The following is a 12,870-nucleotide window of genomic DNA, read 5'->3' on the forward strand; positions in this document are numbered from 1 at the left end:
GCCAAGAGCAGGAATCCATAATATAAGGCAACAGCTTGATGAAGAATATAAAAACCTTTCGTGGGTTCAAGTTGGATATTTAGCTCTTGGGGCTGAAACAGGTAATAAAAAATATGATGAGTTAAATAAACGATATCTAGATCTTAATAAAGATAATTTAGGTATAATACAAAGTGTTATCCAAGCAGTCGGGAATGCTCCTAGTGCATTGCAATTTACATGGAAGGCTTCTCAAGTTTTACCTGATCTTGCACTGGAGCTTAATAACCTCAGAAAAGTGAGAAGTGCTACCACTAATGTAGGTTCTATTGAAGCCGGTTGCAAGATAATAGCAGATGCAGAATCGCTTATAAAAAAATGTGCTTCTGTTTTACATTCCGAAACTATATCCAATAGCTCAAAAGAAACACTTTTACAATCTAAAGTTATCCCATATCTTCTCACGCCTATTTTAAGTAAGAGGCTTAGCAAAATAACAAAAAACTTTCAAACTTCCGAAACAGAAAAAATAAATGTATTAGACAAAATAACTCCTAAATTTATCAGAGAATTATCTACACTAGGAGTAGATTTAATATCTAAAGCACTAGAAAGCGATTTAAACCCAAAAGTACAAGAAATATATAAGAATATTAAACAAAAAAACGAGTCATCTCAAGGTGCTATATTAAAAAATATACATGACATTATTACTTCAGATAAAGTAAACCCCCTTCTTAATCATGATTTAGTACAATTTTTAAAAAATCCTGATAATCAAAAGGGGTTAGTTCAGATTACGGAAAATATAATAAATAATAAAGCACAAAAGATCGCTAAACCTGAATTAATTGCAAATACAGTAACACTACTTGCAAATTCTAGCGAAAAATTAATTGAAAGTACTCCTTCAGCTATAAAAGCTTATAGTCAGCTTAAAGAAAATCAGTGTTGGACTAAAATTAACCTAAATATGGAAGGGTTAGATACTGAAACTAAAAAAGAGTTATTAAAAGGAAAAAAGCCTCAAATAACAGAGTTAGTTGAAAATGCAAAAAAAAATTATTGATAATTTATCTCCTGTTTTAGAAAAAGAATTACCGCGATATTTAGATGGTAATAAACAGGGTATATTAGATGTTTTAAAACATCCTAAAGTAACGGAAAGAATAGAGTCAAAAGGGAAAGATCCGAAGTTTATACATAAGGCACTAGATGCATCTACGCCTTTTTTAAAAGATGCTCTGCCGTCAATTACTAAATTTGCAAGCCTCGCTCTTGCCGATAGCGATAAAGTTGCCGATGTAATACAAAAATTTCAGTTAATTAAGTCACTTCCAAAGGAAGAGAAATCAAAAGAAGAAAAGATAAAAGAGGTAAAGGAATTGATTAGTACTTTAATACAAATTAAAAATCATAATCCGGAAATAAGCAAAATAATTGAAAAAGACCTTCCTGAACTATTAACAAAACATGCAAGTAGTTTAGGACCGGTTGTAGATGAGTTTTTAAATAAAACAACCTAAGGGGCAAAAATTAAAATTAGACGATGAAAAATTAGTAAAGATAGCCGGAAACATGCACCTGAATTAATTAAGATTGCCGATAAATTTAGCAAACATGAATACGGTAAAATTATAGTGCCGGCGTTAAAATTATTATCAGACCCGAAAGTTCTAGGAGTAGTAGCAGAAACTATAGTAAATTTAGTAAAGATAAAGAAGCGGCAGGACCGCATACAAATAAGGTATTAGAAGAAAGACAAAGAGAGATAGGAAAATCCGGTAGAGGAGCATAGAAAAATCTTGCTATTATTTGATTAAAATTATATTGTAAATTCAAAGTATCATTATGAAATTACAAGGATGAAGTATAATGCCGGGAATAATACATATAAAAAAACAGAAAAAAGTGTAGTTGGAATAGAGAACTTATCTAATTTACAGTTTGGTTAAAGTGTACTAATTACGAGTCAATCTAATAGTGTTTGGAACAATAAGGCGGCTTGATAATCAACTAACAAGTTTTCTAGCAGTTTCTCGATACTATTGCTTTCTTAATAAGTATTATATTACAAAATAGTAATACTAAAGGAAAAAGTTTATATTAACTATAGAAGTAATTTTAATTTATATATTATTTCATTTATAAGTATTTTATTTAATGTTAGAATTTTATTTGCTTTACGTACTTTGAAATCCATTGATCTAACTTGATCACATAATACCGCCCCCTGTATTTGCTGAAAATCTATTATTACTTCAAAAGGATAATTTTTTATTTGACTAGTAATAGGAGCAAATAAAGCAAGACCGCTTTTAAGATTATATTTGTAAGAGCTAAGTACAACCGCAGGGCGTGTCTTTTGAATTTCTTTACCTTTTTGCGGTTCAAAATCAAGCCAAACTATATTACCTTTTTCAGGTATATAATTTACCATGTTTCATTACCTTTCGTCTTATCATTACTTAATAATTCATGATGACGATTAGAGTCAGTAATATTATTTAGTAATATATCTAATTCAGATTCTTCTGTGCTAATAATTAAACCGTTATTAGTTAATTTTAAATTAACTAATGTGCCTTCACTAACATGTCATTTTCCAGCTAAATATTTAGGTATTCTAATACCTAAACTATTTCCCCATTTTTTAATTTGACTTTGCATAATAATATACTTGATTATTGTATAAACGAGTATATACGTAAATTTAAATTTTGTAAATTAATTAATTTTAAACTACACATAAGGATTTTTAGTTTTTACGTAAGTGAATCTAATAGGAATGCCCGGCATGTCAAAAGCCTCACGCATATTGTTTACTAGATAACGAGTATAGCTATCGGTAATTTTTTCCGGGTTATTAGAGAATAATTTGAAAGTAGGTGGGCGGGTTTTTGTTTGAGTCATATATTTTACACGCACTCTTTTACCGCCTTTTTGTAGAGGTAGTGGATGTGCTTCCATAGTAAAATTAAGCCATTCATTTAATTTGCTGGTAGTTATTTTTTTATTCCAAATTTTATAGATTTTAAGACAAGCATCTAAAACCTGCTCTATATTTTGTTTATTTATTGCTGAAATGAATAGAACTGGTACCCCTTTAACCTGAGGCAGATGAGTATTTATCTGATAATAAAATTCTTCCTGAAATGCTTCTTTTTCGGATTCTTTAACTAAATCCCATTTATTCACTACTATAACTATACTTCTTCCCTCATTTACCACATGGCTTGCAATATTTAAATCTTGCTGTTTTAAAGGGACTAAAGCATCAATCATTAAGATTACGGTATTAGCAAATTTAATACTGTTAATAGCATCTGATGCCGATAATTTTTCTAAAGATTCTGTAATAGTAGATTTTTTGCGCAGTCCTGCCGTATCGATTAATTTAATATGATTATTTTTGTATTGCCAATCAATTTCAATTGATTCACGAGTAATGCCGGCTTCAGGACCGGTTAATAATCTTTCATCATTAATAAGAGCGTTTATAAAAGTAGATTTTCCGGCATTGGGTCTGCCGCTAACTACTATCTGCAAACAATCTCCTTTAATTGGATCGGCTATATTTGTCTCGATTGATTCTGGTAACTTGGCAATAATCTCGTCATATAAATTAATTAAGCCTGTGCCATGCTCGGCAGAGATAGCCACCATACTATCAAACCCTAATTTGTAGTACTCTTTATCAAAATCAAAAGCTTTCTCGCATTTATTAACTACCAATATAGCAGGTTTATTATATTTTCTAACAAAGCTACCAAGTAGCTTATCATCGGGCAATATTCTGCTTCTACCGTCAACCATAAAGCAAATTAAATCTGCTTCTAAAATTGCTTTAGTAGTCTGTTCCATTAACCTCGCTCCCATACTATCAGGATTCTCTTCAAGTCCTGGGGTATCAATTAACAAAAATTCAAAAGAGCCAATTTTGCCTTTTGTATATTTTCTATCCCTAGTGACTCCCGGCAAATCGTGAACGATAGCTTTTTTATGTATGCTTAATCTATTGAAAAGCGTTGATTTGCCTACATTCGGACGACCAACTAAAGTAATGATTTTCTTAGTCATTATTAATATATTATTATGGTTAAGAAAACTAATAATGCCCCGATAAAACCTACTATATTTGCTATTATAATAGGTGTATTTTTTATTAATATGCCGTATATAAGCCAACTACAAAGAGCAATAGCACTTATAGTAAAGGCGGGCATAGAAACGGAAGCTGAAGATTTGCAGGTGAAAATCTTATGAGCCTGTATATAAAACATAAAATTGCCGATTGTACCGACAATCGTCATATATTTTTCGTAAAATTTCATGAATTTTGGAGACATATATTTATTTCTTAAAAAGTGATTTATGTCATTTTCGTAGGTATTGTTGCATGGATAGCAAATTGTCATTGCGAGCGACTAAAAGGAGCGTGGCAATCTCAGGACTTTAGCATGAGATTGCTTCGTCAAAACTTGCAGTTTTTCCTCGCAATGACGGTCTGGTATCCACGCAGGCAATGACATTCACTGACTATTTTTTAAAACTCGCAATTACCGGTATATGATCTGAAGGTTTTTCTTGAGTCCTTAAATTATAATCCATATAGCAATTTTCTAAATAGTCAATAGTATTATTACAACCAAGGATCATATCAATCCTCATACCTTTATTTTGTTCAAAACACCCGGCTCTATAATCCCACCATGAAAATTCTTGTTTACTCGGATGCATCAATCTATATAAATCCTCAAACCCGGAATTTAGAATAGTACGTAATTTTTTTTGTTCAATCTCAGTAAAACAAGTAGTTTCAGCAAGTAGCTTAGGTGAATATACGTCTATATCGAACGGTGCAATATTGAAATCACCGCCAATGATAGTTTTTTCGTCAAAAGATTTTTTAGTTGATAGATAATTAATAAAATTATCATAAAATGCTAGCTTTGCTACAAATTTATCGCTACCGACAAATGAACCGTTAGGAGCATAGAGCGAGATTATATTACAGAATCCTATAGGTAATGATAATTTTATTTCTAAGAATCTTGCTTGATCACTGTAGTAATTATTCGGAAAATCCTTAATTAGTTCATTGGCAGGAAATTTTGAAATTATAGCAACGCCGTTATATGATTTTTGTCCGTGAACATAAAAATTATAAGGTAAATCGGATAATTCATCAAAAGGAAATTTCTCGGTTTCGCATTTTATTTCTTGCAATAATAAAATATCCGGATTTTCTTTAGATAAAAAATTACGCAATAAATTAAGTCTTGTTTTTATGGAATTAATATTCCAAGTAACTATCTTCATGTTTGTTTTTCTAAGCTTGTGTTTTCATTACGGAATCGCCACTCAAGAAAACCAAAATGATAAGCTAAAAGATTAGTAATGAATGCTCCGGAAATTACTATAATCATTGAATATTTTATGGTATTGTAATTTGGATTACTGCCGTACATATCTAATAATACGCTAAAGGCTATACCCCATAATATACTTATTTCAATACTCACTCCTCTTGGTATTCTCTTAATTGAATGTTCTTTCATAATAAAATCTCGTAATATCGCACCGCAATTAGCTGTAATAAAAGCAAAAAACGGTCCCCAAAAACTTAGAGGCTCGATTTTGTGAATAATAACCATTGCAACTCCTATAATGATAAAAGTTGCTTGTCCAAATGAATCGCAAATTGCTACTATATTATTTAGTGATTGTTCTAAATAATTATCTTCAGCAATCTGTTTATTATAATAGCTGAATAATTTAATAATTGTAAAACTAAGTAAAACTACTACAAATATATAATAGAAATAAGAAGGAGTAAAATAGAAGTTTAAATGTCCGGTATCATGATTTACTATTAAGTCGAGTATTATACAGCTACTAATAGACGGTAATACTGCAAATAAAAATGTACCGAATAAAGTACTATTTTTTCTTCTACTTAAAATAATTCCTGAAAAAGCAAAAGCAAGGCAGCCAAGTAATCCTATAATATGACACCAACGAGAATCTATAGATTTAGGTAATAGAATATGGTATATGTATGTCTTAATAATTTTTTTATATTCGTTACTTGTAAGAAAATCATCTATCGCAAAATTAAATTGCTCAATTATATTTAAAGATACGGTTTTTTTGCTAAACATCAAATGTATAGGAGTTTTAATATTTAAAGGAACTTCTAATATGTTCCTGTCTATCGCTCTTCCGAGTATATTAACGGAACCTACTATTCTACTACTAATAAAACCGTCAATTTCTTTCTTTATTATTCCGTTTACTAATTCTATATCATTTTGATATATTTCAATTATATCCCGATTTTTCTCATTATATAAAAAATCCGTAAATTTAGGGTCTCCGTATACGGTACCTTTTACTATTCCTAAATGAAGATTCAATAAGCGTATTTGTGCTGTTAGTTCATTAACATTTTGAAAATTTAACTTTTTGGCAAGTGGTTCAATAATAAATAATGATAGTTCTTCTAAGCGATAAGGTTTTGAAAAATGAGCGTAGTTACTTCTCTCAGCAGTATAAGTAGCTCCTGCAGCCATATCGGCATTGCCACTTTGAATATCTAATTGATCTTGATACCAACTATCTTGATTATACTCAATATTGATACCTATTTTTGCGGTAATAGCGTTAATTAATTCTATATCCATACCGGAAACGGTAGTGCGACCGTTTGAAGTAGCAATTAAGTATTGGTAAGGCTCATTTACATACCATGCATTTATCAAAGTTTTTTTATCGGCTGTCCCTTTGCATTCTAAAATTGCTTGTTGTTCGTTCGTACCTATGCTCAAAGCATAAAAATTTTTAGAAATGAGAAGTATAAAAATAAAAAGCTTTAAAATTTTCATGGTTTGTATTTTTTTAGAATTATGTTTTGTCATTCCTGCGAAAGCAGGAATCTAGTAATTTTTAATGTCATCCCGCAACTTGATTGCGGGATCTCAGGATACAGCCTGTGATACAAGATCCTGTGGTCAAGCCACAGGATGACATTTTTAATTACGAACTACTTTAATTTCGCCGTCAGAAAATTTAATATTAAAAATTTTTTCATTTGCAGCAGTAATTTTAGAAGATAAAAAATTACCCGTTTCTCCTTTAACTATAGCAAAACCTCGTTTTAATACGTTATGATAATCAAGGCTTGCAAGTAACGTGCTATTTAATTCTAATTTATACTCAAAATTTTTCAAAGTATTATTTGCCGATTTTGATAGATAAGCTGTTTGATGTGTTAATTCTAATGTTTTGTAATTGAGTATTTTAGCAGGATTAACTCTTTCTTTAGAAAAAGATTTAAGCTTTGTTTCTTGTAGTTCAATAAAGCACGGTAAAGCATCTAGTAAATTAAAAACGGTTTCGTCTAGTAATTGTTGCTTATTATTTATATAGTGAGAGAGATATCTGTGTATTTTATCGTAATTTACTATATTTTGTTCGTGATATTTAATTAACCGGCTAGTATTATTCAATAATATTTTTTCATAAGATTGTAGAGTATTATTTAAAATAGATCGTACCGGTACGGCAAATTCTGCGGCAGCAGTTGGCGTCGGAGCTCTTTTATCGGCTGCTAAATCTATTAAAGTATAATCCACTTCATGGCCTACTGCGGAAATAATAGGAATTTTTGAGTTATAAGCGGCACGTACTAAGATCTCATCGTTAAATGACCAAAGATCTTCTATAGAACCGCCACCTCTAGCAACAATTATAACACTTGGTTTATTTATCTCTTCTAAATTGTTAAATCCTTCAATTGCTTCAGCAATTTCATTGCCGGAATTTTCGCCTTGTACGCTAACCGGCCATATTATTATCCGAGTCGGGAAACGTTCGCGAATGCGATGAATAATATCTTTAATAACAGCACCGGTTATTGAAGTGATAACGCCTATTTTATCAGGTAAAAAAGGTATAGGAATACGTTTCTTATTAAATAGTCCCTCTTTTTCTAAACGAGCTTTGCGTTCATTTAGAATTTGCAACATAGCACCAAGTCCTGCAGGTTGCAAATTATCTACCGATAATTGATAGCGTGAATTACCTGCATAGCTTGAAAGCTTGCCGCTAATCACCACTTCCATACCGTCATTTAAAGGAAATTTGATTTTAGCAAGAATAGGACGCCAGCAAGTACAGGCTAAAATAGCGGTATTTTCTTTTAAGTTAAAATAAGCATGACCTGAGCTTGCTATTTTTAAACCTGAAATTTCTCCTTTTACCTTAATATAGCTAAAATTATTTTCTAATAATTCTTTAATTTTATTAGAAATGTCACTAACTGAAAACTCTTTAGTTGCTTGATTTGCAATGAAATTGTCTAGCATTTTATTAGTACTTGGTTTTTTGAGCTGAGAGTGGCTTTGTTGCATGGTTCTTGAAAAATGTTCCGATGTCATCCCGTGGCTTGACCACGGTATGACAGTAGTGGAATCGATCCACGCAACAATGTCCACTCGCAATGACGGTTATCATCTCCATAGAATAACCTTGCACTGCAAAAGAGCAAGCAAAATTTTTTATTATTTGATATATTGCTAATAGCTTGCTATTATTTTTTACTGTTAAAATATATTTATTAATATAAATGCTACTGCGAATAATATGCTTGCTTATTATCATAATATTTTCTTTGGTAAGTTTTGCCGATCTTTCTAAGAATGGTCAAAATATTAAAATAAGCAATATGATAGCCGACTTCGTAGAGTATAATGAAAGTCAGGATTTGATATATGCTAAAGGTAATATAAGAATTATCACGGATGAGTATTTATTAACGGCAGATAATTTACTTTATGATATAGAAAACGATATTTTATGGGCAGAAGGTAATATCCGAATTAAGGATAAACAAAACCGGATAATAGAGGGAGACAAAGCGGTTTTAAAAGATGAATTTAAGAAAGGTATCATATCGGAATTCATTTTGCTTTCCGGTGATAATAATCTTTTAATTGCTAAACTTGCCGAAAGAATAGATGAAAATAATCTTAAGCTGCACCATGCCGAATTTACCCCTTGCGATGTTACTTGTAATAGAGACCCTATTTGGCAAATTGCTGCTAAGGATACTTATATTCATTCCGAAGAACATAGAGTAGTTTATAAAAACGTATTTTTTGAAGTATATGGCGTACCGATTTTGTACTTACCGTATTTTTTCCATCCGACTCCTACAGCACCTGCAACTTCCGGATTATTAGTGCCTGACGTCAAAAATAAAGGGTTTGGTATCCCTCTATATCTACGTGCAAAACCTAATATGGATTTTACTCTCACTCCAAGGATTTTTAGTAAATATCAAATTTATGAGCTAGAAGCACGCTATCGCCCGAATGATACCGATAATATGAATTTTCAAGGTAGTTACGGTAAATTACCGTATTTTCTAACAAAAGACGGAAGTGTAGTGAAAAATAAAAAAGTTTCTTCTTATCATTATATAGCAAGCGGTAATTTTATTAGTACCGATAAAGTTTATGATTACGGTTTCAGGGTGGAACGTACATCGGATAAAGCTTATTTAAAAAATTATTATAATAACTACGCTTCATATTTAACTTCTAAAATATTCTTAAATAAAATTCATGAGACTGATTATTTTTCGGCGGAAGGATTAAGTTTTCAAGGCTTAGGTAGTAATGATAGTAAATATACCGATCCTCTAGTATTACCGAAAATCAATACAAAAAACGTGATAAATTTGAATGATAATGACAATAGCCATATCGTTGTTGAAAATAATACGTTAATGTACAAAGAAAGAATAGGAAAACAACTTGCTAGAACCTCTTTACAATTATCCTTGATGCATAATGTGCTGACGTCTTCAGGGCAAATTTTTGATTTTGTAGCAAAAGATAGAGGCGATTTTTATCTTGCTAGACGGGCTTATTTAGATAAGCCGAGAGAAAGTAAATCATTTCAAAGGAATATACCGGAATTGCAAACTTTATGGCGTTATTTGTTAGTAGGTAATATAACAAAAACGATAAATTTACTTATTGAGCCGGTAGTTTCTTTTACTATGGGACGTAAACTATCTAAGAAAGATAAAAATTTTGTTATAATTGATCCTGCTAAATATGAATTATCCGAAAAAAATATCTTTTTATCCAACCGTTATAGCGGTATTGATTGCCATGATTTCGGTAATAGATTAAGTTACGGCTTAAATACTAGTATTGCTAAAGAAGAAAATTATTTAAAATTATTTTTAGGACAGTCGCGTAATACAAGATATAGTATAGATTTGCCTGCTGATAATACGGAGAATGTAGGGCAGGTTCTAGGTAATCTTTCTGATAATTTAGAAGTGTTTTATAGCTTTCGGAAAGATAGATATTTCAGACCTATTAGAGATGAAGTGGGAGGAAATTTTAACTATGATAAGATTAACTTTCTAGGTAGTTTTATTCAGCTTACCAATCTTAAAAAATATTATTCCGTAGAAAGTATAAAGGTTTCAAATAATAGAGTGCGACAATTTTATGGGGACATAAATTATCAGCTAGCGGAAAATTGGACTATAGGCTTTGGTGCACGTATTGATCTCTCTAGACGATCTCCAAATTTGCTTACTCGAACTATTAGGGTGACATATGCGAAAGATTGTGTTAGAATTACTGCAAAGATTTATTCCGATTATCTAGCCGATGGAAGTAGAGGAATCAAAAAGACTACCTCTTCGCCGACTATTTCTATCGGTTTAAAAGTTTTAAACATGTGAGTATACTCGTTTTATTTGAAAAATTGGCTACGTCGTCTTATAAGTTTTGTGGTGCTCACGTACTAAATGTACGCTCCGCTCCTTGACTTATAGACTCCTTGCTCTTTTCCAAATAAAACTTCGTCTACTTACTGGTCACTTATTCAGAGTATCACATGAGAAAATTATTATTAATCATTACCGTTTTTTTTACTTTTAATGTAGCACAAGCATCATTACCGAATATAGTAGCATCCGTAAATGATGAACCTATTACTTTTAATGAGTTCCGTGCTAGAAAAAAAATGATTATGGCACTAAATAATGTTGAAAGTCTAACGCCTGCTCAAGATAAGCAGCTAAGTGACTTAGCAATCAAGAGCTTAATTGACGAATCTTTGCTTTTTCAATATGCCGGAGATAGAGAAATTCCGCAAGAAGAGATAGATAACGCTATTAAATCTATTGAAGATCGTAATAAAATGCCTCACGGTTCTCTTCTTCAGTATCTAAAAAGCAGATCGGTTAATCCTGATAGTTTTATTTCCCAAATTAAATCCGAGTTGATTAAAATGAATATTTTATCAAGTCTATCAAGATCGGTACAAGTAAGTAATAAAGAAATAGATGTCGCAATTTTATCTAGCGATCAAAAAGACGTAGAAATTTCAATGCAAGTATTTATATCTAAAGATAGTGGCAATAAAGCGTTTACGCAGATGAATAATTTGAAAAATCGACTAAAAAAATGTGCGGATGTTAAAAAATCGCTTTATGATAATTTTGCTACTATGCAAATTATTACCGATAAGCTTAACAAGATAGAAGGCATAAAACAAACTATTGTAAAGGACTTAACTCCTGATAAAGCAAGCAATGTTTTTGAAGTAAATAACAAATTTGAAATAATATTAGTGTGCAGCAAAAAAATCTTAAATGTTAATGAAGATGAAAATAATTATGTAGTAAACTTCCTAACCAATAAAAAGATTTCGCAAAAAGCACAAAAAATGTTTGAAAATATGCGTAAAAAGGCAGCTATAAAAATAATGTTGTCATCTTGAGATACCTGTTTTTCGTCATTGCGAGGAGAGGCAAAGCCTCGACGCGGCAATCTCAGGATTTTATACTATTTCATGAGATTGTCACGCTCCTTTCAGTCACTCGCAATGACGATGAAAATTGATTCATGCAACTTTTTTAGCTAGAACAACATTACTCCATGCTCCCTTCAATTGCAAAACATGCAGCATCTCATCAAATTAATCCTCTTAAAAAGCACGGACAAAATTTTATTTTTGACAGTAGCCTATGTGATAAAATTGTACGTGCGAGTAACCTTGCAGAAAATAGCCGAGTATTAGAAATAGGACCAGGCACCGGAGGGTTAACTAGGTCAATATTGCAAAAAAAACCTGAATCCTTAACTGTTATAGAAACAGATGAGAGATGCATCCCGCTCCTTAATGAGATTAAAGAATATTATCCTAATCTAAATATTATTAAACAAGATGCGCTTAAAATAAATTTAACCGATTTAAGCTATGATATAGTCAATTCAGTTGGATTTGCATACAAGAAGCGAGAAGCGAAGCCTATAACTAATAGGAGAGTGACGAGTAACGATGTAGGCGAGTCCAAATCAATTGACTATAAAGTAACTATAATTTCTAATTTACCGTATCATATAGGTACTGAGTTAGTAATTAGATGGCTGAAAGAAGCACGACTAATTACTAATATGACTCTCATGTTACAAAAGGAAGTAGTAGAACGTATTTGTGCTATGCCATCAACTAAAGCATATGGCAGGTTATCGGTAATATGTCAGTTAATTGCTAAAGTGGAAAAATGCTTTGACGTAGCACCGACTGCTTTCTATCCACCTCCTAAAGTATATTCTGCGATAGTCAAACTAATACCTTTAGAAAATCCGCCGTCTATTGCTCTGATAAATAAAGTTGAGCGAATAACAAAACTTGTTTTTGCAGGACGACGGAAAATGATCAAGTCATCACTGAAAAATCTTGTACCTAATATACATGAAGTATTAACTCAGTTGAAAATCAATGATAATTATCGTGCTGAAAACCTTACCCCTCAAGATTATTTGAGAATTGCTGAAATATTATAAGCTTGCA

The 12,870-nt window shown here is 31.5% G+C and carries 12 protein-coding genes; 5 read left to right on the forward strand and 7 right to left on the reverse strand.

The window, feature by feature from the left end; translation table 11 throughout:
• The first annotated feature begins 208 nt into the window (after window positions 1–208).
• Together D6968_RS05865 and D6968_RS02850 are read left to right on the forward strand one after the other, a co-directional pair.
• Window positions 209–1,048 (forward strand): hypothetical protein, encoded by an 840-nt coding sequence (locus D6968_RS05865; RefSeq protein ID WP_245969182.1) that lies wholly within the window; start codon window positions 209–211, stop codon window positions 1,046–1,048.
• Window positions 1,029–1,505 (forward strand): hypothetical protein, encoded by a 477-nt coding sequence (locus D6968_RS02850; RefSeq protein ID WP_121543260.1) that lies wholly within the window; start codon window positions 1,029–1,031, stop codon window positions 1,503–1,505. Before D6968_RS05865 ends, D6968_RS02850 begins: the two co-directional genes overlap by 20 nt.
• 169 nt (window positions 1,506–1,674) lie before the next feature.
• On the opposite strand, the gene D6968_RS05195 is transcribed toward D6968_RS02850, so the two are convergent.
• The 7 genes from D6968_RS05195 to xseA form a co-directional block, all read right to left on the reverse strand.
• Complete coding sequence (locus tag D6968_RS05195) at window positions 1,675–1,821, reverse strand: hypothetical protein (protein WP_177717232.1); 147 nt, start codon at window positions 1,819–1,821, stop codon at window positions 1,675–1,677.
• Between the two features lie 268 nt (window positions 1,822–2,089).
• Window positions 2,090–2,419 (reverse strand): type II toxin-antitoxin system PemK/MazF family toxin, encoded by a 330-nt coding sequence (locus tag D6968_RS02855; protein ID WP_121543262.1) that lies wholly within the window; start codon window positions 2,417–2,419, stop codon window positions 2,090–2,092.
• 302 nt (window positions 2,420–2,721) lie between these two features.
• Window positions 2,722–4,059, reverse strand: a complete 1,338-nt coding sequence (der, locus tag D6968_RS02860) for a ribosome biogenesis GTPase Der (protein ID WP_121543264.1) — start codon at window positions 4,057–4,059, stop codon at window positions 2,722–2,724.
• 2 nt (window positions 4,060–4,061) lie between these two features.
• Window positions 4,062–4,328, reverse strand: coding sequence for a SemiSWEET family sugar transporter (locus D6968_RS02865; protein WP_121543266.1), 267 nt, complete (start codon window positions 4,326–4,328; stop codon window positions 4,062–4,064).
• Between the two features lie 190 nt (window positions 4,329–4,518).
• Window positions 4,519–5,301, reverse strand: coding sequence for an exodeoxyribonuclease III (xth, locus tag D6968_RS02875; RefSeq protein WP_121543268.1), 783 nt, complete (start codon window positions 5,299–5,301; stop codon window positions 4,519–4,521).
• Window positions 5,298–6,899: a transporter substrate-binding domain-containing protein gene (locus tag D6968_RS02880; RefSeq protein ID WP_245969184.1), complete on the reverse strand. Its 1,602-nt coding sequence runs from the start codon at window positions 6,897–6,899 to the stop codon at window positions 5,298–5,300. The genes xth and D6968_RS02880 overlap by 4 nt, the downstream gene beginning before the upstream one ends.
• A 114-nt stretch (window positions 6,900–7,013) precedes the next feature.
• On the reverse strand, window positions 7,014–8,348 hold the full coding sequence (xseA, locus tag D6968_RS02885) for an exodeoxyribonuclease VII large subunit (protein WP_121543270.1): 1,335 nt from the start codon (window positions 8,346–8,348) through the stop codon (window positions 7,014–7,016).
• 260 nt (window positions 8,349–8,608) lie between these two features.
• Between xseA and D6968_RS02895 the strand changes: the two genes are divergently transcribed.
• The 3 genes from D6968_RS02895 (at window position 8,609) to rsmA (ending at window position 12,863) form a co-directional block, all read left to right on the forward strand.
• Window positions 8,609–10,750 carry an LPS-assembly protein LptD gene (locus D6968_RS02895; protein ID WP_121543274.1) on the forward strand — a complete coding sequence of 714 codons (2,142 nt, stop codon included), beginning with the start codon at window positions 8,609–8,611 and terminating at the stop codon, window positions 10,748–10,750.
• A 155-nt stretch (window positions 10,751–10,905) separates the two neighbouring features.
• Entirely contained in the window at window positions 10,906–11,793 is an 888-nt protein-coding gene (locus tag D6968_RS02900; RefSeq protein WP_121543276.1) for a SurA N-terminal domain-containing protein, read from the forward strand.
• A 158-nt stretch (window positions 11,794–11,951) separates the two neighbouring features.
• Window positions 11,952–12,863, forward strand: coding sequence for a 16S rRNA (adenine(1518)-N(6)/adenine(1519)-N(6))-dimethyltransferase RsmA (gene rsmA, locus D6968_RS02905; protein WP_121543278.1), 912 nt, complete (start codon window positions 11,952–11,954; stop codon window positions 12,861–12,863).
• Window positions 12,864–12,870 lie beyond the last annotated feature (7 nt).

Source organism: Candidatus Rickettsia colombianensi, assembly GCF_003664375.1.
In the GTDB taxonomy this organism is placed as follows: Bacteria; Pseudomonadota; Alphaproteobacteria; order Rickettsiales; family Rickettsiaceae; genus Rickettsia; species Rickettsia tamurae.

What these genes read in the sequence shown, in the direction of transcription:
- D6968_RS02850 (WP_121543260.1), top strand. Translation starts at nt 1,029, where the DNA reads ATGCAAAAAAAAATTATTGATAATTTATCTCCTGTTTTAGAAAAAGAA.
- D6968_RS02855 (WP_121543262.1), bottom strand. Translation starts at nt 2,419, where the DNA reads ATGGTAAATTATATACCTGAAAAAGGTAATATAGTTTGGCTTGATTTT.
- der (WP_121543264.1), bottom strand. Translation starts at nt 4,059, where the DNA reads ATGACTAAGAAAATCATTACTTTAGTTGGTCGTCCGAATGTAGGCAAA.
- D6968_RS02865 (WP_121543266.1), bottom strand. Translation starts at nt 4,328, where the DNA reads ATGTCTCCAAAATTCATGAAATTTTACGAAAAATATATGACGATTGTC.
- xth (WP_121543268.1), bottom strand. Translation starts at nt 5,301, where the DNA reads ATGAAGATAGTTACTTGGAATATTAATTCCATAAAAACAAGACTTAAT.
- D6968_RS02880 (WP_245969184.1), bottom strand. Translation starts at nt 6,899, where the DNA reads ATGACAAAACATAATTCTAAAAAAATACAAACCATGAAAATTTTAAAG.
- xseA (WP_121543270.1), bottom strand. Translation starts at nt 8,348, where the DNA reads ATGCTAGACAATTTCATTGCAAATCAAGCAACTAAAGAGTTTTCAGTT.
- D6968_RS02895 (WP_121543274.1), top strand. Translation starts at nt 8,609, where the DNA reads ATGCTACTGCGAATAATATGCTTGCTTATTATCATAATATTTTCTTTG.
- D6968_RS02900 (WP_121543276.1), top strand. Translation starts at nt 10,906, where the DNA reads ATGAGAAAATTATTATTAATCATTACCGTTTTTTTTACTTTTAATGTA.
- rsmA (WP_121543278.1), top strand. Translation starts at nt 11,952, where the DNA reads ATGCTCCCTTCAATTGCAAAACATGCAGCATCTCATCAAATTAATCCT.